The organism is Dyadobacter sp. SRI_021, from assembly GCF_057586235.1.
In genome coordinates, this window is sequence record NZ_JBYCZM010000009.1 from 1 (window position 1) to 26923 (window position 26923).

General features: G+C 50.6%; 18 protein-coding genes. 12 read left to right on the forward strand and 6 right to left on the reverse strand.

What is annotated here, in order from left to right:
- Positions 1–2 precede the first annotated feature (2 nt).
- On the forward strand, positions 3–671 hold the full coding sequence (locus tag AC2YIT_RS24280; protein WP_487280883.1) for a DUF6766 family protein: 669 nt from the start codon (positions 3–5) through the stop codon (positions 669–671).
- Between the two features lie 31 nt (positions 672–702).
- Here AC2YIT_RS24280 and glgX read toward each other — a convergent pair whose 3' ends face one another.
- The gene (glgX, locus tag AC2YIT_RS24285; RefSeq protein WP_430846749.1) at positions 703–2895 is read right to left on the reverse strand and encodes a glycogen debranching protein GlgX; all 2193 of its coding nucleotides are present in this window, start codon (positions 2893–2895) and stop codon (positions 703–705) included.
- A 195-nt stretch (positions 2896–3090) separates the two neighbouring features.
- On the opposite strand from glgX, the gene AC2YIT_RS24290 reads away from it, so the two are divergent.
- Positions 3091–3612: a DUF4142 domain-containing protein gene (locus AC2YIT_RS24290; protein WP_487280884.1), complete on the forward strand. Its 522-nt coding sequence runs from the start codon at positions 3091–3093 to the stop codon at positions 3610–3612.
- Between the two features lie 68 nt (positions 3613–3680).
- Here AC2YIT_RS24290 and AC2YIT_RS24295 read toward each other — a convergent pair whose 3' ends face one another.
- Positions 3681–5321 carry an alpha-amylase family glycosyl hydrolase gene (locus AC2YIT_RS24295; RefSeq protein ID WP_487280885.1) on the reverse strand — a complete coding sequence of 547 codons (1641 nt, stop codon included), beginning with the start codon at positions 5319–5321 and terminating at the stop codon, positions 3681–3683.
- A gap of 122 nt (positions 5322–5443) precedes the next feature.
- Here AC2YIT_RS24295 and treZ point away from each other — a divergent pair, with 122 nt between their 5' ends.
- Entirely contained in the window at positions 5444–7255 is a 1812-nt protein-coding gene (treZ, locus tag AC2YIT_RS24300; protein WP_487280886.1) for a malto-oligosyltrehalose trehalohydrolase, read from the forward strand.
- Positions 7256–7291: 36 nt separating this feature from the next.
- Here the strand turns inward: treZ and AC2YIT_RS24305 are convergent, their stop codons facing one another.
- Positions 7292–7690 (reverse strand): hypothetical protein, encoded by a 399-nt coding sequence (locus AC2YIT_RS24305; protein WP_487280887.1) that lies wholly within the window; start codon positions 7688–7690, stop codon positions 7292–7294.
- Between the two features lie 692 nt (positions 7691–8382).
- Here AC2YIT_RS24305 and ltrA point away from each other — a divergent pair.
- Both ltrA and AC2YIT_RS24315 read left to right on the forward strand, forming a co-directional pair.
- Complete coding sequence (gene ltrA, locus AC2YIT_RS24310; RefSeq protein WP_487280888.1) at positions 8383–10083, forward strand: group II intron reverse transcriptase/maturase; 1701 nt, start codon at positions 8383–8385, stop codon at positions 10081–10083.
- A 200-nt stretch (positions 10084–10283) separates the two neighbouring features.
- The gene (locus AC2YIT_RS24315) at positions 10284–11852 is read left to right on the forward strand and encodes an FAD-dependent oxidoreductase (protein ID WP_487280889.1); all 1569 of its coding nucleotides are present in this window, start codon (positions 10284–10286) and stop codon (positions 11850–11852) included.
- A gap of 111 nt (positions 11853–11963) precedes the next feature.
- Here the strand turns inward: AC2YIT_RS24315 and AC2YIT_RS24320 are convergent, their stop codons facing one another.
- Together AC2YIT_RS24320 and AC2YIT_RS24325 are read right to left on the reverse strand one after the other, a co-directional pair.
- On the reverse strand, positions 11964–13481 hold the full coding sequence (locus AC2YIT_RS24320; RefSeq protein WP_487280890.1) for a SusD/RagB family nutrient-binding outer membrane lipoprotein: 1518 nt from the start codon (positions 13479–13481) through the stop codon (positions 11964–11966).
- A 21-nt stretch (positions 13482–13502) separates the two neighbouring features.
- Positions 13503–16667: a SusC/RagA family TonB-linked outer membrane protein gene (locus tag AC2YIT_RS24325; protein ID WP_487280891.1), complete on the reverse strand. Its 3165-nt coding sequence runs from the start codon at positions 16665–16667 to the stop codon at positions 13503–13505.
- Positions 16668–17277: 610 nt separating this feature from the next.
- Between AC2YIT_RS24325 and AC2YIT_RS24330 the strand changes: the two genes are divergently transcribed.
- From AC2YIT_RS24330 to AC2YIT_RS24345, 4 genes are all read left to right on the forward strand, one after another.
- The gene (locus tag AC2YIT_RS24330) at positions 17278–18573 is read left to right on the forward strand and encodes an OmpA family protein (protein ID WP_487280892.1); all 1296 of its coding nucleotides are present in this window, start codon (positions 17278–17280) and stop codon (positions 18571–18573) included.
- A gap of 301 nt (positions 18574–18874) precedes the next feature.
- A complete protein-coding gene (locus AC2YIT_RS24335) occupies positions 18875–20836 on the forward strand; it encodes a tetratricopeptide repeat-containing sensor histidine kinase (protein WP_487280893.1) in 1962 nt (653 codons plus the stop codon).
- Positions 20833–21474, forward strand: a complete 642-nt coding sequence (locus tag AC2YIT_RS24340) for a response regulator (RefSeq protein ID WP_487280894.1) — start codon at positions 20833–20835, stop codon at positions 21472–21474. Before AC2YIT_RS24335 ends, AC2YIT_RS24340 begins: the two co-directional genes overlap by 4 nt.
- Before the next feature lie 161 nt (positions 21475–21635).
- Positions 21636–21917, forward strand: a complete 282-nt coding sequence (locus AC2YIT_RS24345; protein WP_487280895.1) for a hypothetical protein — start codon at positions 21636–21638, stop codon at positions 21915–21917.
- A 155-nt stretch (positions 21918–22072) separates the two neighbouring features.
- Here the strand turns inward: AC2YIT_RS24345 and AC2YIT_RS24350 are convergent, their stop codons facing one another.
- Positions 22073–22906, reverse strand: a complete 834-nt coding sequence (locus AC2YIT_RS24350; RefSeq protein WP_430846773.1) for a helix-turn-helix transcriptional regulator — start codon at positions 22904–22906, stop codon at positions 22073–22075.
- A 94-nt stretch (positions 22907–23000) separates the two neighbouring features.
- Between AC2YIT_RS24350 and AC2YIT_RS24355 the strand changes: the two genes are divergently transcribed.
- From AC2YIT_RS24355 to AC2YIT_RS24365, 3 genes are all read left to right on the forward strand, one after another.
- Complete coding sequence (locus tag AC2YIT_RS24355) at positions 23001–23396, forward strand: DoxX family membrane protein (protein WP_487280896.1); 396 nt, start codon at positions 23001–23003, stop codon at positions 23394–23396.
- 5 nt (positions 23397–23401) lie between these two features.
- Positions 23402–24325 (forward strand): polysaccharide deacetylase family protein, encoded by a 924-nt coding sequence (locus AC2YIT_RS24360; RefSeq protein WP_487280897.1) that lies wholly within the window; start codon positions 23402–23404, stop codon positions 24323–24325.
- Positions 24326–24428: 103 nt separating this feature from the next.
- Positions 24429–26918 carry a cation-translocating P-type ATPase gene (locus tag AC2YIT_RS24365; protein ID WP_487280898.1) on the forward strand — a complete coding sequence of 830 codons (2490 nt, stop codon included), beginning with the start codon at positions 24429–24431 and terminating at the stop codon, positions 26916–26918.
- Positions 26919–26923: the final 5 nt, after the last annotated feature.

Here is a 26923-nt window from a genome sequence, read left to right on the forward strand (position 1 = left end):
CTATGTCGAAAAATAAACCACACTTTTTTTATAGAAACGGACTATCAATTGTCTTCCTCTCATTTTTCATTGTCGCTCTCGTCGCACAGGCCTTTTTTGGCTGGAAGCAGCATAATGAGGAATTAAATGAACTAGGCGCGGGCCCGATTGCATTTACACAGTACCTTTCCAGCGGTCACTTTTTTTCTTCCACCTTTGAAAACTTTCAGAGCGAGTTTCTTCAAATGGCCATGTATGTGGTCCTAACTATTTCACTTCGTCAGATTGGTTCGGCTGAGTCTAAAGACCTCGTCAAGCCGGAAGAAGTCGACCGTGAGCCCGACCCCTCCAAAAAAGACGCGCCGGGGCCGGTCAAGCGGGGGGGATGGCAATTGCGACTGTATCAGCAATCACTATCGATAGCCTTTATCCTGCTATTTCTGGGAAGCTGGATGGGCCATTTGTACGGAAGCTATACCGATCACAACGAGGAAAGGGTCCTTCGCGGACAGCCGGAACAATCGTTGAGCAAGTTTCTGGGCGAACCCGATTTCTGGTTTGAGACTTTTCAGAACTGGCAAAGTGAATTCCTTTCCGTCGCTTCCATTGTTATTCTGTCGATTTTTTTAAGGCAAAAAGGTTCGCCGGAATCCAAACCCGTCGATGCCGCCCATATGGAAACAGGGAAGTAAACTATGTGGGCCCCGTCCAGGGGCCCATAGTTTACATATCGGTTTGAGGGGGAGACGACAGACACCTCAAGGCAACTACCGAGCGGTCGGTGACGTTCAGCTTTCCACCGGATGGAATTGTCTGATCAGATTCGCCGACGAAATTCTCTGCCGTATTAATTACGACGTGCCATTCGGAGCCGCATTCCGCAGGAGGTAGGATGAAATCCATTGGCTGGTCTCCTGCATGGAAAATAATGTAAAAGTTGTCGTCCGTAATTTTATTACCATCCGGATCAACGCACCGGATCCCCTGGCCGTTAAGAAACACCCCGAAGGTCCGGGCGATGTGACCTTCCCACTCCTGGTCGGGTATTTGTTGCCCATTTGGCCAAAACCACATAATATCTTTCACGTCAGTGCCTGTAACGGGCAGGTCCTGGAACCAGCGCCTGCGGCGGAAAGTAGGGTGGGTGTTACACAGCCGGATCAGTGCCCGGGTAAATTCCAGCAATTGCTGATCGGCATTGGCCCAGTCGAGCCAGGAGATCTCATTATCCTGGCAATAGGCGTTATTGTTGCCCTGCTGGGTCTTGCCCAACTCGTCACCGGCGGCCACCATCGCTACTCCCTGGGAGAGCAGCAGGGTGGTAAGGAAATTTCGTTTCTGTCTGTTTCTGAGTGAATTGATATCTGCATTGTCCGTGGGGCCTTCTGCGCCGCAATTCCAGGAATGATTGCTTTCATCGCCGTCCTGATTATTATCGCCGTTGGCTTCGTTGTGCTTTTGGTCGTAGCTTACCAGATCATTGAGCGTGAAACCATCGTGAGCTGTGATGAAGTTGATACTGGCCGTAGGCCTACGATAATCGCTTTTGTAGAGGTCCGGGCTACCTGTAAAACGCCGCGCAAATGCGGTCATTTCGACATCTTGCCCACGCCAGAAGTCGCGGATCTGATCACGGTAAATCCCGTTCCACTCCGCCCAGCCCACAGGAAACTTGCCCACCATGTAGCCGTCTTCGTTAATGTCCCATGGCTCGGCGATCAGTTTGACTTGTGAAATCACCGGGTCCTGATGGATGATGTTAAAGAACGAACTGAGGGTATCGGTCTCATGCAGCGTACGGGCCAACGTGGCGGCCAGGTCGAACCGGAAGCCGTCCACGTGCATTTCGGTTATCCAGTAGCGAAGGCTATCCATGATGAGCGCCAGTACATTGGGAAGCTGGACGTTGAGTGTATTGCCGGTACCGGTGTAATCCATATAGTACCGTGGGTTGTCCTGTACCAGCCGGTAATAGGAAGCGTTGTCCAATCCCTTGAATGAAAAGGTGGGGCCGAAATGGTTGCCTTCCGCTGTATGGTTGTATACCACATCCAGAATTACCTCGATGCCGGCCTTGTGGAGTTCGCGCACCATTTCCTTAAATTCGTTGACCTGTGCTCCCGGCTCGCGGTGGCTGCTGTACCGGATGTCCGGCGCAAAAAAACCGAGGGTGTTATAACCCCAGTAATTGGTAAGCCCCTTTTCGATCAGGTGTTGGTCCGCCACGAAATGGTGAATGGGCATCAGTTCAATGGCGGTGACGCCAAGCTGTTTCAAATATTCAATGGACGCCGGATGGGCAATGGCCGCATAGGTGCCGCGGATGTTTTCCGGAATTTGGTCCCGGAGTTTGGTAAAGCCTTTTACATGGACTTCATAAATGACGGTATTATGATAGGGAATGTTCAGAGGTGCGTCGCCTTGCCAATCGAAGTCGGAATGGATCACCACCGACTTCGGCATGAAACCTGCACTATCGCTGTCATTGAAGCTGAGGTCCTCCTCGGCACTTCCGATCTGGTAGCCGAACACCGCGGGATCCCATTTGACATTGCCATGGATCGCTCTCGCGTAGGGATCGAGCAGTAATTTGTTGGGATTAAACCGGTGTCCCTTTCCGGGATCGTAGGGCCCGTGGGCTCGGTAGCCGTAAAGCTGTCCGGGGCCGAGGCCTGGAACATATACATGCCAGACATGGTGTGTTACTTCCTCAATTTTGATCTTAATGTACTCCTCTCCCTCGTTTTCTGGCTTAAAAAGGCACAGTTCGATGCTGTGCGCATTCTCGGAGAAAACTGCAAAGTTGACTCCATGGCCATCCCAGGTTGCGCCCAGGGGATAAGGTTTGCCGGGAAGTGTTTTTATTTCCTGCTCACCGGCAGATTCAAGTAGTTCGTTTTCAATGCGACGTTCCATTGTGTGGTTGATATATGTGTAATGGATTTGATTCTCAAATCGACATTTGCGGCGCTGGTAAAAAGCTGTGCCACGTGCTGAGCTCCGGCTTGCATGTGACGCAGGCATTTCCTTCAAAAAGCGGCTCGGGTTTCGGTATCACATTGGCATGGTTTTGTTAGCATGCTGCTCTTTTTTCACTTGATCAACAATCCTATGAAAGCGGGTTTACTACTACTGATGTGTATATTGCTGGCCGCCCTTCTGGCGTTTTCAGACCGTTTTAAACAAGGCGCTGCCGATAGGGCCTTTGTACATTCCGCTGCCGACGGCGGATTACTGGAAGTAAAATTGGGAGAGCTGGCCCAAAAAAGGGCGACAATGCCCAAATGTAAAGACTTCGCAGAAACGATGATTTCGGACCATGGCAAGATCAATGACGAACTGAAAGCGCTTGCCCGCAAAAAACAGATATCGGTCCCGACCCGGTTGAGTACTGCCAAACAGCAGATTTACGACAGCCTCGCGGCGGAGAGCGGTGAGAAATTTGACATGCTCTATATGAACATCATGATTGCGTCTCACGAAGAGACGATCGGCCTTTTTCAGACCGAATCCAATAAAGGCCAGGATCCCGACCTTAAGAAATGGGCGGATTCTAAGATCCCCGCATTGAAACATCATTTGGAAATGGCCAAGGCACTATTTGACACCGCACCTCAACCTGGCAAAAACTAAGGCGAAGTAGAGCTTCGGGTTCCTGTTTCATTAGTTTCCCGAAGCTTCCTGATGCCTACACTTGTTGCTCAATCATCAATTTGTATTACAATACCTTCATCCCCTGCCAGGGTGAGCACGTCTGCGACATGCATTCCTACGCGTTCTTCTTCAGTACTGAGCTTTATAATGCCCTTGTAGGTGGTATTTTGCGGACGGAAATAGGCCGGGCGGTGACTCAGGTTGAGGATGATCAGGAATGTCTCATCGTGCTCCTGCCTGAGATAGGAGATGAGCTGTCCATCTGAGTAAACCGGGCTGTAACTCCCCACGCTTAGTGCCGCACTTTTTCTGCGAATGTCGATCAGCCTGCGGTAGAACGACAGCATGGAGTGCGCGTCGTTTTTTTGTTTCTCAACATTCACTCTCGCCGCATTGTAGGGTAGTCGGAGCCAGGGCTTCCGGGCAGAAAAGCCGGCATTGATTTCCGCGCTCCATTGCATCGGTGTCCGCGAAGGATCGCGGCTGATATTCAGGTCGGGCATATTCAGTCCTTGCGGATCCACGATTTCGTCGACGGGGATGGGCACGTCGGTCATTCCTATCTCATCGCCATAATAAATGGTGGGCGTGCCGCGGAGCGTGAGCAGCAGCATCGCCGCGATTCTGGCTTGCGACAATCCCACGCGGCTGGCAATCCGGGGTTTGTCGTGGTTGCTCAATACCCAGTTGGGCCAGCTTCCGATGGGCAGCGCACCTTCGTAGGCGTCGATCGCGCTCGCGATTTCCTGAGAATTCCAGGGCAGGGTCAAGAGCTGGAAATTAAATGGGAGGTGTGCGCCCGTATTGTCCGGGCCGTAGTAGGTCACCAGTTTAGGTATCGGTAAATAGATCTCCCCGATGAGCACCCGGTCGTCGTAGGCGTCCGTGAGCTCACGCATCATGCGTACAATCTGGTGCACCTCGGGCTGGTCGGTCGAATAAACGGGGAGATAATCGTTGTACAGCGGATGGGCAGTATTACCCGGCGCATTGGGTACCGGCGGATTGTCGCGCAGCTGGCTGTCCTTGATCATGTGCCACATAACGTCCACCCTGAATCCGTCGACCCCTTTGTCGAGCCAAAACCGCATGACATCGAGCATCGCTTGCTGCACTTCCGGATTGCGCCAGTTGAGATCGGGCTGTTCTTTTAGAAATGCATGATAGTAATACTGCCCGGTGTGCGCGTCCCATTCCCAGGCCGACCCGCCGAATACGCTGAGCCAGTTGTTCGGTACCGAACCGTCTTCCTTGCCGTCATGCCAGATGTACCAGTCCCGTTTGGGATTATCCCTCGATGAGCGGCTTTCCTGAAACCAAGGGTGCTGGTCGGAGGTATGATTGGGTACGAGATCGAGCAGCAGCTTCATACCCCGCCGGTGCACCTCGTTCAGGAGTTCGTCGAAATCCTCCATGCTTCCGAAAAGCGGGTGAATGCCGCGATAATCGGAAATGTCGTACCCGAAATCGGCCATCGGCGAGGGGAAGATCGGGGAGAGCCACACACAGTCGATCCCAAGCCACTGCAAGTAGTCGAGCCGCGTGGTAATACCTTTCAGGTCGCCGATGCCGTCGTCGTTGGAATCCTGAAAAGACCTGGGGTATACCTGATAAATAATACCGTGTTGCCACCACTTGTGTTGTCCGAAGGCCGGTTCCAGTGAAAGTATCGCCGTTGTATGTTCCATTGTCCTGTCTTTTTGAAATAGTTGGCAGCCCTTCCAAAATCACGCCTGTACGGGCGGTGACATGGCATAAGTTTTTTTCAGGCCGGAAATCCTGAGGGGGCAGGTGTTTAACATTTTATATTATGATTAATTTAAAAGGAGGGACATACAGGGATGGCGAGCAAGTCAGGTTCAGGGTATGGGCCCCGCAAACCAGGCAAATGAACCTGATTTGTCGGCAAGCCGAACCTGCAACTTTCCGAATGGAGCCGGATGACGACGGGTATTTCAATCTGACATTACCCTGGCAGGACGGGCCGTGGCGTTATCAATATGAACCGGACGAACAGGGGCCTTTTCCTGATCCTGCCTCGCATTTTCAGCCCGAAGGTGTGCATGGATATTCACAGTTTGTAGATCACACCGCTTTCCGGTGGACGGACGATGAATGGCGGGGCCGCGCATTCGAAGACCTCATTTTGTACGAGTTGCATGTCGGCACATTTACGCCGGAGGGAACGTTTGAGGCGATAATCCCCCGGCTGGCAGCGCTGGCAGAACTCGGCGTCAATGGCATTGAGTTAATGCCCGTTTCAGAATTTCCAGGCAACCGGAATTGGGGCTACGACGGCGTATTTCCCTATTCCGTTCACAGTGCGTACGGCGGGCCCGATCAACTGAAAGCGCTGGTGGATGCCGCCCATGGGGTTGGTATCTCCGTTTTTCTAGATATCGTCATTAACCACATCGGCCCCGAGGGTAACTACCTGGGCCATTTCGGGCCTTATTTTACCGATAAATACGCAACGCCCTGGGGCAAGGCGATCAATCTCGACGGCGAATGGTCGGACGGTGTGCGGGACTATTTTTCGGACCTGATCGTATTCTGGTCGGAATACTACCACCTGGACGGGCTTCGGCTGGACGCCATCCATGAAGTTTTCGACAAGGGGGCATTCAGTTTCTGGGAACTCGTGCATGAAAAACTCCGTACACATCAGCAATACAGCGGTCGTAGTCTTTACCTCATTGCCGAATCCGATCTGAACAGCCCGCGTGTGATCAAACCCGTCCAAATCGGCGGCATGGGGTTCGATGCCCAATGGCTGGACGATTTCCACCACGCACTTTACGTACTGCTCGATGAGAAAGGCCGTGAGCGCTATGTCGATTTCGGGACTATCGAACAGCTTGCCAAAGCTTACAAAGATGGTTTTGTACATAGCGGCGGTTACGTGAAATTCAGGAAGAGGAAACACGGGGCCTCCTCGGCAGGCATTCCGGGCGCTTCGTTCGTTGCTTTCAATCTGAATCACGATCAGGCCGGAAACCGTGCCGGCGGGGAGCGGCTCAGCCAGCTCGTGAGCATAGCCAGGCAGAAAGTGGCGATGGCCGCATTAATGCTTTCGCCCTACGTGCCAATGCTCTTTATGGGGGAGGAATATGGGGAGGATACGCCCTTTTTCTTCTTTGTAAGCCACACCGATCCTGACCTGATCCAGGCCGTTATCGAAGGACGGGAAAGCGATTTCAAAGATTTTGGGGATGGACAGAAACCTCGTAATCCACAGGACGAGGAGACTTTTCTGCATTCTAAAATACATTGGGAAAAGCGTACCGAAGGCCGATACGCTGATTTGCTCGTCTGGACCAAAACCCTCATCACGTTGCGGCAAACACATGCCGCATTACGCAATCTCGATAAGGACGGCGTCGCAGTGGACGTGCTGAGCGACAGGGTATTACTCCTGAAACGGAGCAGCCGTGACGAGCGGGCAATGCTGTATTGTTATATTAATTTTTCCGACGAAAAACTGGCTTTCTTGCTGCCCGAAGGACCAAATTGGCACCTCATACTTGATTCACGGGGAAATGAGGGAGCGAAATCGGACAAAACTTGGAGCATCGACGGCCCCGGCGTCAAAGTGTTCTCAAATGTGCCCGATGTGACTTAAATGAGTGCATTGGTGCTGGTCTACGCCGGGCGCGTGCTATTCTGACTGGCTTTCCGGTTCATATTCCCACCCGGCCACATCGTCCTCCGGGAAGAAGGACTGTTGTTCGAGCGGAACTTCTGTTTCACTGATCTCCTGAAAGCCCTGGGCCTTTTTGTAGATACCCCGGCGTCTGATGCCTTGCAGATCGGTAAAGATAACCTGTGATTGGTCCTGCGGATAGGATCTGGTTTCGTTGAAATTGTCGTTGGCATTCCTTCCTGTCCCGTGCTGGCCCGCGCCGCCTTTAATTTCATCCCGTTCCTGGATTTCCTCCTGTGACGCTGTGCCGTAGTCGTCCACATTTCCTTCGTTGAAATTGTCGTTCGCATTTCTGCCGTTTCTAAGTGCTTCCGCGACAGCATCCTGCGTCGCTTTATCTTTTTGGTTATCCATGATTTTCTGTGTTTTAATCGGGTAGTTTTAACAAAATCCGTTCCCGCAGAAAAACACGTGGTTTGATTTTGGTGTGCGACACGATGTCGCTTAGTTAATTGATTAACAATACGTTAATCCCGGTTAGTGTCCAGAGCCGGTTCCCACTTTTCACATGGAGGACGAGTAATCATCCTTTGTGAAGCTGAAATGAAAGCCTAAGAAGACTCCAACCATCAGGAAGAATCGGGCAAGGGGAAGACTGGACGGGTGAACGAAAGTGAACCTCATATAAAGCCTCGTCACGTACGAACATCGGGGAGATGGTGATTTACCGATGTACTGGGTTAGACGGCATCCATTCCGTAGGATGCTGTAAGGCATAATCCATACCGAAGGGTTATGCTTGGACACCGATGACCCCGGGGCAAGAAGAGGCATCCTCGCCAGTCGCATGTTAATTATGCGGAACGTGGAAAAACCCAATGGGGTCCTATGAAAATGGGTAGGTAGACCGTAAGGGAAACGGAAATCCTCAGTGGGAATGGGAGGTCCCGAAAAGCGAATGCCGTCAGCTGAAAGGCCGCAGGAATACATAACTGGACGGATAGGGCTGCAATAAGCAGAGATACCCAACCTGAAAGGGTGCTGACGCGGGACTGGTGGATTTCTTGAAAAGAAGTGGTAAAGGTTTTTAATTAATGGAAAGTTAGATGCAAGGCAACTTAGCAAACGGAACAGAGAGACAGCAATTGGATTGGTACTCCATAGATTGGAGGCAGACCAACCGTGCCGTTAGAAACCTGAGACAACGGATTTTCAAGGCAGCGAAAGCAGGCGAACACGACAAAGTTCGCCAGTTACAAAAACTCATGCTGCGCAGTTTCTCCAATACACTGGAAAGTGTCAGGAGAGTCACGCAGGTAAATGCCGGCAAAAACACTGCCGGGGTGGACAAGGTCATTGTCAAGACAGCAAAAGGAAAAAGCGAGCTTGTGCAAGCTGTACAGTCGCAACAACCCTGGCGCATCCATCCAGCCCGGAGAGTGTATATACCAAAGGCCAACGGCAAACAGCGTCCATTGGGTATTCCGACAATCATCGACAGGGTACATCAAGCCCGTGTCAAGAATGCACTGGAACCTGAATGGGAATCACGCTTCGAGGGATGCAGCCACGGTTTCAGACCGGGACGTGGGTGCCATGATGCCATCATGCACGTGTACTCTTTCAGTAAATCAACGAGCAGGAGGAAATGGATCGTGGACGCAGATATCAAGGGAGCGTTCGACAATATCAGCCATGATTATCTGCTCAAGACAATTGGAAATTTTCCTGCAAAGGAACTTATCAGACAATGGTTGAAGGCGGGTTATGTTGATAAGAACGTGTTTCATGAAACGAGCGCAGGAACCCCGCAAGGGGGAATCGTCAGTCCTTTACTCGCCAACATTGCTTTACATGGATTGGAAGAGGCCATAGGTATCCGCAGAAGCGGAACCAGCGGCCCGGTAAGTACCCGTGCACTGGTGAGGTATGCAGATGATTTTCTTATCTTCTGTGATACCCGTGAAATTGCGGAAACAACAATACCTGAACTGAATGCATGGCTGTCCCAACGAGGACTGGCATTGTCGGAAGAAAAGACAAGGATCGTGCATATTACGGAAGGGTTCGACTTCCTCGGTTTTAATATAAGGCACTATCGCAATAGCTCCTCGAAAACAGGTTGGAAACCTTTGGTAAAACCAAGCAGACAATCGATACAGAAACTCAAAGACCGATTCAGGGATGAATGGAAAAGGATGCACGGCTCTAATGCACTGGCGGTTATTCATCAAATGACCCCCATCATTAGAGGCTGGGCAAATTATTTCAGGATTGGCAACTCGAAGGAAGCTTTTAAAAATCTGGACATGTACATGATCCACAAGGCCGTAAGATGGGCCAAGCGACAGCAGCGGGACAAGTCATGGAAGAATATTACAGGCAGATATTGGGGCCAATTCAATCACAAGCGAAAAGACAAATGGGTTTTTGGCGATAAAGATTCCAGAATCTATCTGGAAAAGTTTGCATGGTATCCTATCAAACGCCACGTGATGGTGCAACGGACAGCATCAAAGGATGACCCCTCATTGCGGAGCTACTGGTTAAACAGGGAGTTCAGAAAGCTCACAACAGTAACCAAAGGCAAAAGTATGAGGATGGCAAGCCAGCGGTGCATGTGTCCGGTATGTGGAGAGTCTCTGTTAAATGGTGAAGAAATACACGACCACCACCTGATAATGGATAAAACCGCCCCACAAAGAGAGCACATGAAAAACAGGCGATTGGTACACCTATACTGCCACCAGCAATTACACCTATCCGAAACTATTAAAGAATCAACAAGAAGGAGGGTCACATCATGAGTAAGAAGCTGCTTCATAATCCGCTTGAGCCGTATGCGGTGAAAGCCGCACGTACGGTTCTGAGGGGGGAAGGGATTAGTAATAATCCTGACCTACCCGACTAAAACCGCGGCCTGGGCAACTTTCCTCGCGTTTTTAAAAGACGCATTGGGCCCTGGTACGGTTTTAGCCAAAAGACGGCACTGGAAATCAGAACGATCATGGAAAAGACTAAATACACTTCAAAAACTGATATTGTGCCCGACGCCTCTGAATGGGAGCGGGACGGGCAAAATGCCAGCTTATGGAACAGGCATCTTACGTTGAAAAACGAGGGGACGACGTTCCCGGAGACCGACGTTTACGATGTGATCGTCGTCGGTGCAGGCATAACCGGGCTGACCACCGCATTGCTCCTGCAACAGGCGGGAAATCGGTGTGTCATTGCGGATGCCCATCACGCCGGTTTCGGTACAACGGGTGGGACCTCGGCCCATATCAACACATTTGCCGACACTACCTATGCCGAGGTAGAACAGGCCTTCGGGACGGATGCTGCCCCGCTCTTCGCCGAATCGATCCGTGACGCCGTGGAATTGATTCGGCACTTTGTCGATACCTATCGGATCGACTGTGACCTGGAATGGCGGCCGGGGTATGTTTATGCCGAAACGGAAAAAGAGGTCAGGGAGCTCGACGATCTGTATGAAAGTGCATTGCGCGCAGGCGTGAAAGTGGCGCTCGCAGACGATGTACCCACGCCGGTACCCTACCTGAAAGCCATTGTATTCGAGGGGCAGGCGCAGTTTCATCCCTTGAAATACATCGGCGGCCTGCTGAACGAATTCAGGAAATCCGGCGGAATGGTTGTGGAGAATGCCTGCATTCGGGAAGTGGAAACTGGTGACGGATATTATACGACGATCTCGGATCATCACCGCATCCGCGCGAAGCGGGTAGTGTACGCAACGCATATCCCTCCCGGCGGTATTAACGTGCTGCATTTCCGGAATGCACCTTACCGCAGTTATGTTATCGCGGCTACACTGGCAGACGGGGTCTACCCGGACGCCCTGGTGTATGATTCGCAGGATCCTTATCATTATTTCAGAACACATACGATCGAAGGACAGCCATACCTTATTGCGGGCGGCCACGACCATAAAACCGGCCACAGTGATCCGGAACAGGCTTTCGCAGACCTGGAAGCCTATGCCCGTAAGTATTATAACGTAGAGCAGGTCGCCTACCGATGGTCAGCCCAATATTATGTGCCAGCCGACGGCCTCCCTTACATCGGGCACCTTCCGGGTGCCCCGGACGGTATCTATGCGGCCACGGGCTACAACGGCAACGGGATGATCCTCGGTACAGCTGCCGCGCTGGTGTTGAGCGATCTCATTATGACCGGTGAAAGCAAATACAAGGCGCTGTTCGATCCGGCACGGGTAAAACCGGTTGCGGGATTTGCGGAAGTAGTGAAAGAAAATGCTGACGTCGTAAAACGTTTCATTGTCGATCGTTGGGGCATTGCCCATATCGATTCCCTTGCGGATGTAAGTCCCGATGAGGGCAGGATTATCGAGCTTGAAGGCGAGAAGCTGGCGGTCTACCGTGATCCTGCGGGGGAAGTCCACGTGCTCGATCCCGTGTGTCCGCACGCGAAATGCATTGTGCAATGGAATAGCACAGAGAAAAGCTGGGATTGCCCTTGTCATGGCGCGCGGTACGATTGCCGCGGGCATGTACTTACCGGCCCGGCACGGGCAGATCTGGATCAGATGCTTTGAGGCCTGGAATGTTTTATGGACAGGCCTGAATGAACAATGCCCCCTGAAAGTTAGATGCTTTCAGAGGGCATTATTCATTGCGAGAGCTTTTTGATTTATATGCCTGCCTGACTATTTAAGTAACCACATCTTCTGGTTGTAGTCGTCGTTACCGCCGTATTGCGATTGAATCGCCTTTGTCAGGTTATCGTAATTGTAGTTGATCTCGGTGTCCGGGTACATCCACCTAACGGGTATTTTATCCTTGTCGGTATTGTTATTGGACAGTGGATTAACCGGGAAGACCGGATAGCCGGTGCGGCGGTTTTCAAAATATCCGTCAAACCCGGCTTGAAGGAAAGTTCCCAGATACCGTTGGGTAATGATTTTCTCAAGCTGCTGCTCGGGAGTACCCGACAATTTTACCTTAGGTGAGGCTAGGTAGGCCGTGATATAATCGGCAGTGATTTTGCGGTTATGGTGAAAATCAGCATTGTCGGGAGTGTTGTTTGCTACAAACTGCATTCCCGTGCGGATCGCATTTTCATAATAGGTACTCGCAGGTGTGCCGTTGATCCACCCTCTTAATGAAGCTTCTGCCAGCATAAACTGCAAAACTGAATAGCTGATCAGGTAAATCGGCTCCGAGTTGGCCAATTCGGAATAGCGGGCATTCAGGTTGGAATAATCTTTCGAAGATGCTACCGCTGTAAGGTCCGAGTAAACCGCCGAAGGGTTGACTGCCTTATAGGCATCGTAACTCGAGGGGCTTATACCGGCTGCCACCTTAACGGGCGAGGGTGCAGCATAATAGAATAGCCGATAGTCTTCCAGCTCTTTTAGTTTATCTACAATCATCGTAGACATCACCGGATAGATAAGCCCCTGGTTGTTTAGCTTATACCAGGGATAGCGCTGTCCCGCCACGTCAGAATATACCCTTTGGAAGTTGTCGGCCGAGCTTTCGAAGATGGGTTTTGTCGTAACAATCGTATTGAAGCGTGACTTGATATTTAAATCGGTATCACTTTCTTTGGCCGACAGCGTCAGAAGCACCTTCAATGCAAAAGTGTTAACCACTTTCCGCCATTTTGTAACATCGCCGTTGTAAATGGGGTCCCCGGCGAAAGTCGTACCCTGGGAGAATGCCTGATCTGCTTCTTCGAGCTCTTTCAGGATGCCCAGAAACACTTCTTTCTGCGTAGAGTAGGTGGGGCGGATGGTGCCTGTTTCTCCCTGCAAAGCGTCTGCATACGGAATATCTCCCAGACGCATGGTCAGATCATAAAACCTCCATGCGCGTACAAACTTGCCGAGCCCGGTAAAGGAGTTCTTCAATGCGCCCTCAGGCGCCAGATCGATCATCTTCTGCACGTTTGTGAGCACGACCAGTCCGCTGTATTCCTGTTTTCCCAAATTGTTGTATTGCAGTGAATTGGGGAATTCGGTGTGGTTAATAGCTTTGGAAAGCAGCGCCGGATCCAGATAGCTGATGGAGGTGATGTTCAAAATCAGGTTCGTTGCCAGCATCTGGGGCGACACCGATGTCGCCGCATTGGGATTGGTGTTGATCTCCTGGAAGTCTGCGCAGCTGTTCAACGCAAGCAAACCCCCAACCGCGAGCATATATTTAGCAATGAATTTCTTCATGATATAGGTCAATTTGTGTTATCAGAAAGTGAGTTGGATGTTACCACCTACGTAGCGTACGGAAGGAGAAGTAAGCTGCGTGTCATTGGCTTTGTCAGGATCGGCAAAACGGAAATCCTTGGTCCACATCCATACGTTTTGTCCGGTAAATGATATGGAAGCTGATTTGGCGCCCACATATTTTGCAAAAGACGGTGGAAGCGAGTAGCCAATGGAAAGTTCGCGTAGCTTGAAGAAAGTAGCGTTGGTCACACCGCGTGTCCCGTCACCATACCGTCGGGCGTACGTTTCATAGGAGACCTTCGTGGTGTTGGGCGCATACTCGCGGGTATCGCTGGTGATATTTCCCATATTGTCGTAGGTAGCGCTTCCGGAAGTTACCACCACGCCTTTTCCTACAAACGACTTGTTTTTGTTCACCACCTCGTCGTAGCGCCATTCGTTATCCGAGTCAGGATGTGCGCCGGTGTCCCACATTTTGTAAGAGGTGTAGTTATTTAAGAACCCGCCGATCCGGCCGTCAAATGCAGCAGTGAGCGTAAACCGTTTGTAACGGACGGTGTTTGCCAGCCCCCAAATGAATTTTGGATCGGTGTAGCCATACAAGCTGCTGTACGTACTTGCCTGGGGAAGGCCATTAGCCTGGTGAATCAGATTGCCTTGTGAGTCCCTCAGCCAGGTAGCACCAGTGTAGGTGTCCGTGCGTCCGCCCACTTTTGTCCAGTTGTTTTTAGCAGAATATTGCGGATCCAACGCTTTAAAGTAGCGGTGATTGTACGACCAGTTGGCGGTTGCATCCCATTGCCAGTCCCCTTTTTTCAGGATGTTCGCATCGAGAGAAACTTCCATACCCTTGCGAACGTAGGTCTGATCGATGTTGATCAGCGTGCTGTTAAATCCGGAAGCCTGCGATATCGCCGCGCTGGTTTGAATATTGTAATTATACTTGTTGAAGTAAGCGATGTCCAGCTTGAAGCGTTTCTTTAAGAAGTAAGCTGCTGTCCCGATTTCCCAGGTGCGGTTGGTTTCCGCCACTACATCTGTTGCGTTGATGATCGTGCCGGGATAAGCTGCGGAGTTGAGGCCGCTCCATACGCCTGTGCTGGTGGAATAGGTATTGTTGGTGGCGTATACGGCCAAATCGGATTTTGCCAGCGTCCAGGATCCACGCACTTTCCAGAAATCCAGCCATTCGGGTAAAGACTGGAAAAATTCACTAACCACCACGCTGGCACCCACCGAAGGATAGAAATAACTGTTGGTTTTGGCAGGCATGGACGAACTCCAGTCGTTTCGGCCGGTTACGTCCAGAAAGAAAGTGTTGTTGTAGGCCAAACTGATTTTTCCCAACAAACTGTTTACCTGTTTGCGGAACCGGGGGTTAGTAGCAGCCGTGTTAGGATCTACAACGCTGACATCCGGCCTTTCGACGGAGTTGTTGAGCGAGTAATAGCCTGGAATAAGCAACCCGCTTCGGGTTGCACTGTAAAGATAGTTGTTGTCATATTTAAAGATCGTACCACCTGCCAGGGCGTCGATACCTAATTTGCCGAAGGTCTTATTGTAGGTAAAGAAAGCGTCTCCGTTAAAGCTGTAACCGTTTCTTTTGGCAATAGAATACAATCCGGAAGCGTCCCAACCGCGGGTGGAGAGGATTCCCGGCGGGTTTCTGCGGGTTTCATTGTTTTGGTAGAGGTCAAATCCCGGGCGGACCAGTATTTTGGCGCCTTCAAAAAGATCCAGCGTCGCGGTGAAGCTGGCATTCATTTTGTTCTCTTCAATACCGTTCAGCTTTTCGTAAGCCATCATGTATGGGTTGTCGTACCATGCATTGTAGTGCCAGTTTTGTTTTATATTGGGTGTGATCCAGTAATTGTTTTTGTACAGGCTCAGGTCATATTCCGGCCCCATCCAGATCAGGATGTTGTAGATGTAGCCCTGCGCGTCGTATCCTGAACCTGCAATCTGTGGAGCTGTGATGCGGTTGTACCCGACCTGACTGTTCAGCCTGAACTTATCGCCAACCTTCATTTCGCCGCTCACATTGAAACTGGTAGTATTGGATTTGAGGTTGGGATACTGGCCCTTATTGTAGATATGGCTCATCGACACACGGAAACTGCCATTCTCGCCGGTCTGTGTAATGCTGACGTTATTGTTGGAAATCAGACCAGGTACAAGAAAGTCCCGGAAATTGTTCTTTCCTACCGACCGCAGTTCCGACACTTCCATTTGTTTGGTAATAGGGTTCCATTGGTTGGCCATGGTGCCGTTATCCAGTTTGGCCCCCCAGATATAGTCGGTCGGGCTGTATGCACTACCTAGTCCGGCGCTGTAAGAGTGCTGGACTTTCGGCAGCATCAAAAAGCCCGCATTGAACATGTTGTTGCTGTTCACCGTGACGGAGAGACCTTTACCGGCAGCGCCGCGTTTGGTGGTGACGATAACCGCCCCGCTGCCGCCTCTCGAACCGTATAAAGCAGCCGCTGTGGGACCTTTCAGCACATCAATGCTTTCAATATCGTCCTGGTTGAGGTTTTTCAGGGAGATATTCACATAAGGTACACCGTCGATGACGAGTAAAGGGGTTTCACCACGGAGATCGAGCGTGGGTGCTTCGTTGAATTCCGTACTGTTTTTAACCCAAAGCCCCGAAATTTTTCCGGTTAGGGATGTAGCCAGGTTGGTACCCTTAACAGTCTGAATGGCAGCTCCGCTTACCTTTTGTACCGAGTAACCCAGGGATTTTTCTTCACGCTTAACCCCGAGTGCGGTAACCACTACCTCACTAAGCTGCTTGATATCCTGCGACATCACCAGATCGATTGTGCTTTGGTTGCCTACGGTGACTTCGTTGGGAACAAAACCGATAAAAGAAACGGAAAGAACGGCGCCTTCACCCTGAACGGTCAGGCTATATTTTCCATCCTGATCGGTAATAGTACCGTTCGTCGTTCCTTTTTCAACGACGCTGACGCCCGCGAGGGTGTTTCCGGCTTCGTCTTTGATGGTTCCCTTTACGGGTTTGTCGGCGGTGAAGAATACCCGGTTAAGTGGGACACCCGGCGAAAGGGACGGGAGGGCTGTGCCGCCGTATCCCGTGGTTGCCATAACCACAAGTGCCGCGCATAGAAGCCGGCACAGCCAGCCCATACGGCTGGGAGAGGAGGTAAATGTGTTTCGCATTTAGTTTAAGGAAAGTTAAATTCGGTTAAGAGAGATTTTAACTATGCAATTTACTGTTCATTGTCATTTTGATACTACAATGCGCCCGTTAAAATTGCAATTTCTTGTGATTTACCTCTGCCGATTCAGTGTAATATCGGTGATATTGATTGTTTTTCAGTATGTTAGATGGTGTTCCCTTCAAAAAGGGAGGCGAGCCCCATACACTTCCAATCCGATCCGGAAGTTGTATGTTTTCGAATGCCGGTTAATGGCATTATTGTCTATCAGCTACGCGCTATATTTCAGTGATTTAATATTACTTAACCTGCCTGAGCTTCTCGGAAATGTCCGGAGCAGCCGGCGGCACCGGGTTGGATGCCTGACAGTTATGTATATACGCCCGCTGATTTGGTTACCTTCTGAAAGTAAGCCGGCCAGGCCCGTTGCCAGTTAAATTACGTTAAAATCCGGTTTCGAACGGGAAGCCAATGGAGAATGTGACAACTGGCATGAATCACTAAAAAATAGCCGACGTACGTACTTCTACGTATCTTTAAATATCAGTATTGCCTCGCACAAATCGGCTGGTGAGATGAAGTTACTTTGTAGCATCAAATCACAAATAGCTATGAAAAATACCCTTGTTTTATGCTCTATTATTCTTCTCTCTGCTACCGGCGGCCGGTGCCAGGCAGTTCTGGACAGGTTTCACGACAAAGCGAGGTACCGCGCCGAACAGCGGGCTGATCAGGCGATGGACCGCGCCATCGACAAGGCGGAGGAAGCGATCACACAAAAACCCGAAAAGAAAGAACCCGGTAAAGGCGGCAAAAATGAAACCGCGCATCCGGCATCCGCGGGAGATGCCTTCAAAAGTTATTCTTCCTATGATTTCGTGCGCGGCGAGCATGTCATATATGCGGAGGATTTCTCGCAGGATGTTATCGGTGAGTTTCCTATGCATTGGGCTACCAACAACCGGGGCGAGGCAGTTTCTATTGACGGTTTGCCAGGCAAATGGATGCGCATGTTTATTGGGGAGTTTGTCTCCCCGGAGATTAAGAAATTGCCGGATAATTTCACGGTTGAATTTGATATGCTGCTCACTTACATGGGTAGCGATGAACAGGATTTCGGGTCTATGTTTCCCGGATTTGAATGGCAGCTATTGCAATTGGCGCCCGGCCAGGAAAGTGCCCGGCTTTTTGCCCAGGGCGGAAACGAGGTGAGCAAAATAAGTCTGATCGTCCAGCCGGCTTATGAGGACCGTTCTTCGATTTATGTGCAGAGTTATAGCAAACGCGACATGTATTTCGAGGGCGGCAATAAAGATCTGAGGAAATTCAGTAACAATTACCGAAAGCCCTTTCATGTGGCGATATGGGTGCAGAAGCAGCGGTTGCGCTGCTGGATCAATGAGGAAAAAGTATATGACATACCGCAGGCGATAGCCCCGCAAACGGCCTTCAACCACCTGGGTTTTTTAATGGCGGACAATAACCAGGAGGATAATGTGGGCGTATTCGTTTCAAATATCCGGGTATCGGAAGGTGCGGCCGATATGCGCAGCAAGCTCATCACGGAAGGCAAACTGGTAACAAACGGAATCCTGTTCGATTCCAATTCCGATCATATAAAACCGGAAAGCGCCGCCGTGCTGAAACAAATAGCCTCGGTAATGCAAGAGAATGCGCAGGTAAGGGTGAGGATTGACGGCTACACGGATAGCGATGGGGAAGATGCAAAGAACCTGGACCTGTCCCGGCGCCGGGCAAATGCTGTAAAAAATGCGCTCGCAGGTATACATAAGATAGACGCTTCCAGAATGGAAACGAGAGGAATGGGCGAAGCAAAACCCGTTGCCGACAATGCGACGAAAGAAGGCAAGGCGCAAAACCGCCGCGTGGAATTCATTAAACTGTAATGGTTATTAGCATTTTAGTTATCGATGTTCTATGAATACGTTTGGATTGAGCTTTCTCTCATTTTGTGTCGCTTTGAATGTACTTTGCTCGACGATGGAAGAGGGCATTGGAAGGAAAAAAAAATAATAACATTCCGCAACCGGTCGAACAGGTTTTGGAAAGCACCTTGCAAACCTGTTCAGGTATGGCGGCCAAAACGCGGGAGCATCATGTTTGCAGCGTCTCGAATCTGCGGCTCTATACCACGCGTTGAAAATCAGGCCAGGAAAACTAACTTTGGGCAATGATAACCGGCCCTTCATGATGAATAAAATCTCTGCTTTATTTTTTGCTTTTTTATGGATCGCGCATGCGACAGCTGCCCAGGATACTGAAGAAGTAAAAATTCTTTCAGCCAAAGACGATTCGGCCAAAGTGATCCGGCTGGCCAATTATGCATTCAGCTTTGTAGATTCCGACAAAAAAAAGGCGGCACGCTTGTATGATGAACTGATGCGCCTCAGTAAAAAATTGAATTATCCCTATTGGTCGGGGATGGTTTGGTTCAACCGGGGATATATGAATGCCAAAGCGGCAAATGATGTGGAAGCAATGCGGAATTTTGATTCGGCTACCGTGTATCTAAAGAAAACCGACCGGGTTGATATGGAAGCGTACAGCCATTTGAATATCGGTGCGATAGCAGAAAGGCTCGGTAAAATTGATGAAAAAGTCAACCGGATTTCGAAGGCGATCCAACTTTTGCAAAATACGAAATACCAGAACATTCTCGCGAACGCGTATAGTGCTATGGGTGTGCTGTTTTTCAACCTTGACGAGTACGATAAGGGATTGATGTATTTTCAAAAAGGCGCTAAGACGGCTATGCAGGCCAAAGATACGTCGACGCTGGTGGAGACGCTGTACGGAATGACGAACTGCCTGTCCTCGCAGGGAAAATTTCCCGAGGCACTAACAAATGCCAGCGAGGCCGTCCGGCTGGCTACTTTGCGTGGGAATGACTACACTTTATGCGTTGCCCATAACAGCATGGCCGAGCTGTACCGCAAATGGGGCAAGGCTGGTCTATGCATCGAACACGCCCGGCAGGTGCTGCAATATGCCACTGCCAACAACGACGTGCAGTACCAGTTGATCGGCACAATGGGACTGGCCGATGGTTATCGCCTGGCACGGAACTTCCGGGAAAGCATCCGGTACTACAACAGGGCTTTGCAACTGGGTAAGGAAAAGGACGTGGTGATCCAGCTCGACGACATTTACAAGGGCCTGTCGGAGGCGCACGAACACCTCAGCGACAACGGGCAGGCTTTGGATTACTTTAAAAAATACATCGTTTACCGCGACAGTGCCAGCAACGAAAAAATCAAGAAAAATGCCGCAGAACTGGAAGTGAAATACCAAACGGCCGAAAAGGAGAAAGTTCTGTCTCAAAACAAATTGCAGTTGGCCCAAAAGGATCTGCAGCTTCAGAAGACCCGCAGTTATATCTATTACACTTTGGGTGCTTTTGTTTTAGTATCGTTGGCGGCGATCCTGCTTTATTTACAATCAAGGTATAAAAAGCTTTCGCATATCAGGGAATTACAGTCGATCCAGCAGCAGAAGGAGCTGCAACTGTTGCAGGCACTCATGGAGGGAGAAGAAAAGGAGCGCAGCCGCATTGCGAAAGACTTGCACGATGGTGTGGCAGGTATGCTGGCTGCGGTGAAAATGCATCTGAGCAGCACCGAATCGGTCGACGGGCTTTTGCAGGAAGAGGGTTACCGGCAGGGGATGAATCTTTTGAACGAAGCCACCGAGGAAATCCGGAAAACCTCGCATAACCTGATGCCCGAAGTACTGCTGCGGCACGGATTGGACATTGCGCTGGGCCGATATTGTGAGCGGGTCAGCAATAGCAGAGGGCTGAAAATCCAGTATGACTCCTGGGGAGAGATCGACCGTTTTGCGGATAGCTTCGAATTGTCGGTGTACCGCATAGTCCAGGAATTACTCAATAATGTAATGAAACATTCAAAGGCTACCCATGGCATGGTGCAGCTAACCCAGCAGGACGACCTCCTTTCGATCTCCATTGAAGACAATGGCGTAGGCTTGGCGACGGGGGCTGACACTCCGGACGGAATGGGATTACACAGCCTCCAGAGCCGGATAAAAGCCATGAATGGGAAGATCGACATCAGGGAATCGGAGGAGAACGGTTTTGCGGCTTACCTGGAATTTGAGGTATTGAATATAAAAAGGGAAATAGCCGTATGAAAAAGATAGACGTGGCCATAATCGACGACCATGAAGTGGTGATAGACGGCCTGGTGGCGATGCTTTCGACTTCCGACCGACTGCAAATAACCTACACGACGCAAAGCGGGAGGGAGCTGCTAGGGTATTTACAGACGACCGCGCCCGATGTGTTGCTCATGGACATCCAGATGCCCGAAATCAGCGGTATCGAGTTATGCAGGCAGATATTGCAGCAGCAGCCGAAAGTAAATATTATCGCATTCAGCAGTTTCGATGATTCCAGCTATGTGAAAAATGTTATTCGTAAGGGCGCCAGGGGTTATCTGCTGAAAAACTCCGACAAACAGACAATTGTTCGTGCGATCGAGTGCGTTGCCGGCGGGGAGGAGTTCCTGGATGACAAGATCAAGAACATCCTTTTGCAGGAAACCATCACAGGGCAGCGCCGTTCCATTTATGAAATACCGCTTACCAAACGGGAAAAGGAACTGGTGATGCTGATCGCCGAAGGGCATTCCAGCCAGGAAATTGCGGACAAACTGTATATCAGTCTGAGAACCGTCGAAACCCACCGGTTGAATATCAATCAGAAAATGGGTGTAAAAAATACGGCAGGCCTCTTGAAGGAAGCCATTAAGAGAGGGCTGATCGATTGATTCCCTATTCAGCCGAACGTCGGGTGGTCTTCCATGCCGTCAGTTGCGGATATATTGATAAAGCTGAGTCATTTTGGGCGCTTGTTCCTCGGAAATAGGACGGAAGCACTTCATTATGAACAGCCCGGTGCTGAAAAATCCAGATGTCCTTTTTCATTGGGATGATTGACCGACGACATCGCTTCTTTGAGCTAGCCTTCCTTTACAACTTTCTGAAAATCAATGTAAGGGTCCGCGAGGCCCGTGCCATACTGTGCGGTCAGTTCCCGGATTTGTGCTGCATATGGATCCAGCGCGTTCTGCCTCACGGGTTTTATCCAGCGGCTGAAAACGGTCGTTCAACGCATATCGATGAAGATCACATCGGGCTGGTGGGGTCGGCTTCGAAGCGTTTCGCGCTGCTCAGGGAATTCTCTCCGCCGATCGCAATGCTGTTGGTCTAGTTTTTCTTTATATCAACTTAACGCACTCACTTAATTCTGTCAAAAAAACGGCAAAATACAAATGCAAGATTTGGCAAGTTTATTTTCGCACGGCCGGTTTCGGGCCGGTCTTTTTGCGAAAGAGCTGTCTGAGAGCGGAATGGAGGAGCGGGCGATTAAGGGGCGGAATTCGCCGCTTTGCGGAAATCGGAGGGCGATAAGCCCCTGGCCTTTCGGAAGGCCTTGTTGAGATGACTGCTGTCGACAAACCCAAATTGAGCGGCTATCTCACCCAGCCGCTGGCTGGTATGCAGCAAACGCGATTCTATCAAAGTCAGGCGATAGTTGCTGATATATTCCTGAAGACTTTCACCGGTTTCACGCTTGAAAAACTGGCTTACATACGTCTGCGATATGTTGAAATACGCGGCCAGCTTTTCGACGCGGAGCGCCTCGGGGGAATAGATATGCTCATGAATGTAACCCAGCAAGGATAATGGTTGGGCCGACTGATAATCACCTGCCTGCTGGAAAAGTGCAATGTTCCGGGCGGCGATTGTGATGATCGTGTTGAGCATTTGCTGCATCACCTGCTGGCTGTGCGGCCCGGCCGCCTGCTGCTCCCTGAGAAGCGCTTCCGTCAGCGACCGGACCAACGGCTTGTCTGTGACCGTTTTGAGGATGCATCCGGGCAAATGGTTGTGATTATGAAAAATATATTCGAGCCTTTGGAGCCATTCTGTCGGCTGGACTTTCAGGTAGCCCTCGTTGAATCGGATAAATGCAAAATGTGTTGTTTCGCGCACCTCGAAACCGTGGCTGTCCTGCGGGAATATCAGGAAGAGTTTGTCGGGGCCGTACGGCAACTCGTGGTCGTTGATGATCTGTAAACCGCTTCCTTCCAAAATATAAACCATTTCGAAAAAAGAGTTTTTGTGCGGTTTGCCAGTGTACTGATCGGCGACGAGCAGCTCGATTTCGTAGGGTTTATGAAGGTTTTTAATGCGCATCCTTTCAAATTACTGATTTATCCAATAAATGTACATACTTTCTCCGACAAATACCGGGAGATTTGCATCATTGGAAACATTAACCCCTGTAAGTATGAATGCTATTGTTTTTTTATTGCTGCGGCTTGGTATCGGCATCAGTATGTTCGGGCATGGCCTTGTCCGGTTACCCAAGTTAAACGTGTTCAGCCAGTGGATGGTCAGCAGTTTCGCAAAGTCGATGCTGCCGGCGGAGCTGGTCAGGCCGTTCAGCATGGTTTTGCCATTGGCCGAGCTGGTGATCGGTTTGTTGCTATTGGTGGGCCTCTTTACCGAACCGGCGCTGATTTCGGGCGCCGTTCTGATTCTGATGCTGCTTTTCGGTACGGCGATGGTCGAGAACTGGGAAGCGGTCCCCTCGCAACTCATTCACCTGATTCTCTTCGCCGTACTACTTCAATTCCTGGAGAGTAACTCCTGGTCTCTGGACAAAATTTTTAACAGACAGTAAATCCTATGAGCACGCGACGAACTTTCATCAGACAAACCGGTGCCTTGGGTACATTAGTACTCGGCACACCCGCCCTGGCCGGGAAGAGTTTGAGAGAATCCCCGCATCCATCCTCCCGATGGCCTGACTGCTCCCGGCTGGTAGTATCGGTTTCGATGCAATTTGAATCCGGTGGTCAGCCCGACAATGCGGAGAGCCCGTTTCCACAGAACATGCTTCCAGGCTTCCGTGACTTGCCGGCCGCTACCTGGTATGAATATGGCTATAAGGAGGGGATTCCGCGAATGCTGGACAACTGGGATGAACTTGGTATAAAAGTAACGTCCCACATGGTTGGCGCTGCCGTCCTTAAAAATCCGGATCTGGCAAAGGAGATCGTCAGGCGCGGACATGAAGCGGCGGGACATGGCATGAGCTGGCGCTCGCAGTATAATATGGCTTACCCTGAAGAAAGAGCGTTCATTCGCGAAGGCGCAGATGCGATCAGGAAGGTGACGGGCTTCAATCCCGTGGGTTACAATGCCAACTGGCTCCGGCGGGGCGATAACACATTGAAAATCCTCAAAGAGCTTGGTTTTAAATACCATATAGATGATCTGAGCCGCGACGAGCCCTTTCTGACGCGCGTGGAGGGGCAAAACTTCGCCGTCGTACCTTACACCCTGCGCTGCAACGACATTCTGTTGATCGAGGGGAAAAATTTCTCCGCCGAGCAGTTTGCGCAGCAGGTCAGAGCAGAATTTGACCAGCTTTACAAGGAAGGGGCCACACGCCGCCGCCAGATGTCGATCAGCTTTCACGACCGGATTGGCGGCACCCCGCAAATGGTGAAAGTGACGTATGATCTCATCAGGTACATGCAGCAGCACGAGGGCGTCACTTTCAAAAGGAAGGATGAAATAGCGAACATCATACTGTCCGATTCGTAGTAGAAATAACTATTTACACGGTTTTAACAGCAATGATCACGCCGGCATATTTTACAAATTCCTTTCCGTGATTCGTCATTGACTCTAAACAATCGGTATAAATATGTCTACCCCCACGATCGACACTTCCCGGGGCCTATCGGCCAGTCAGGTACAGGAATCACGCAGCAAGCATGGCGGGAATAAGGTAGAGGATCAAAGTGAAAGCGGTTTGTGGGAGGCTGTTTCGGGGCTCGTAAAGGAGCCGATGCTGATTTTATTGATTGCGGCGTCGACTATTTATTTTGTCACGGGCTCCCGGGGAGAAGGTTTTTTCATGCTTGGGGCGATCCTGGTCATTTCCACGATCTCAATTTATCAGGATAGCAAAAGCCGCAATGCGCTGCGCGAGCTCAAATCATTGACCGAGCCGAGATGCAAAGTGATCCGGGACGGGCTTGAAATCGAAATCCCGAGCGAAGATATCGTGATCGGCGACTGGCTGATCATCGAAGAAGGGAGTAAAATTCCGGCAGACGGAGCCATTCTGGAAGCGCATGATTTTTCTGTCAACGAATCCATTCTTACCGGGGAGTCACTGGCTGTCGCGAAAAACGAGCCCGGCAGTGAGGTTTTCCAGGGAACGCTGGTGGCTAGCGGAAGGGCAGTGGCTCAGGTTCGTGCCATCGGCGCTCAAACCAAATTGGCGGCGATCGGCGCAAGTCTGCAATCGATAGAGCAGGAGCCGACACCATTGCAGATACAGATCACCAACTTCGTCAAGAAGATGGCCATTGCCGGTGGTGCCGTTTTTTTGCTTGTGTGGGCGATCAATTACATCCGTACGCAAGCCCTGTTAGACAGCCTCTTAAAAGCGCTGACTTTGGCGATGAGCATCCTTCCGGAGGAAATTCCCGTGGCCTTTACCACTTTCATGGCGCTGGGCGCCTGGCGGTTGATGAAAATGGGCATTATTGTGAAGCGGACCCAAACCATTGAAACACTGGGCAGCGCAACGGTCATTTGTACGGACAAAACCGGGACGATCACCGAGAATAAAATGCAATTGGCTAGTTTATACATTCATGCTCAGAACTTAATTCAGGCGCCGGACGGCACTTTAAGCGACCAGGGTAAGGACCTGCTGGCCATGGCAATGTGGGCAAGTGAGCCGGTCCCTTTTGACCCGATGGAGATCGCATTGCATGAGGCATATGGGAACTCCGCGGCTGTCGACATGCGCTCCGGGTTCAAACTGGTGTACGAATATCCGTTGGGGGGTAAACCGCCGATGATGACCCATGTATTTGAAAACAGGAATTCGGAACGCATTGTCGCCGCCAAGGGAGCGCCGGAAGCGCTTATGGCGGTTTCCGGGTTGTCGGAAGATGAAAAACGTACCGTATGGGAGGCCGTCAATGCGCTTGCGGCCAAGGGGTACCGGGTGCTCGGGGTAGGGCAGAGCAGTTATCCTGAAAAAATATTCCCTGAAAAGCAGCAGCAACTGCCGTTTCACTTTTTGGGATTGGTAGCCTTTTATGATCCTCCCAAAACCAATATCAAATCTGTTTTTGAGGCATTTGGCCGGGCTGGTATCCGGGTGAAAATTATTACCGGCGACAATGCGGCCACGACGCAGAACATTGCGAGGCAAATTGGTTTTGACGGCGCGGAGCGGGTGTTGCTGGGTGAGGAGCTTGTTGCGCTGGATGAAAAAGCCTTGCAGGCTAAAGTGATGCAGACGGGGATCTTTGCCAGGATGTTTCCGGAAGCCAAGTTAAGAGTGGTCAATGCCCTGAAAGCGCAGGGCCAGATTGTGGCCATGACCGGCGACGGTGTCAACGACGGTCCGGCATTGAAGGCCGCGCATATCGGGATTGCAATGGGAAAAAAGGGGACGGAAATCGCCAAACAGGCATCGTCGCTCATCCTGGTCGATGATGACTTTGCCCGCATGGTGGACGCGGTAGCGATGGGACGCAAAATATATGTATCGCTTAAAAACGCGATCCGCTACATCATTTCGATCCATATCCCGATCATCCTGACCGTTTTTATTCCCCTGGCGCTGAGCTGGATTTATCCCAATATTTTTACACCCGTCCATATTATCTTTTTTGAAATGATCATGGGGCCGACCTGTTCGATCATTTATGAGAACGAACCGCTGGAAAAAGATCTGCTCTTGCAAAAGCCAAGGCCGTTTACCTCCACCTTTTTTAGTTTGAAGGAGCTCTCTGTGAGTATTTTACAAGGGCTTGTGATTACGGCAGGCATGCTGCTGCTGTACCAGTACGCAGTGGCACAGTCGTATGATGAAAACCTGACCCGCTCGATGGTTTTTATAGCTTTGCTCGCTGCAAATGTTTGTCTGACGCTCGTAAACCGGTCGTTCCGCCATTCGATCTGGACCACTATCCGCTACAAAAACAACCTGGTCCCGATGATCATCGGCATTACCATCCTGCTTTCAGTCCTGATCTTCGCAATACCGGATGTTACCCGCTTTTTCAGTCTTGCACCCGTGAATTTTAGCCAGTTGCTGATCAGCATTGGCACCGGATTCGTGTTCACGATCTGGTACGAAGTAGTCAAGATTTATAATCGGGCATAGTAACG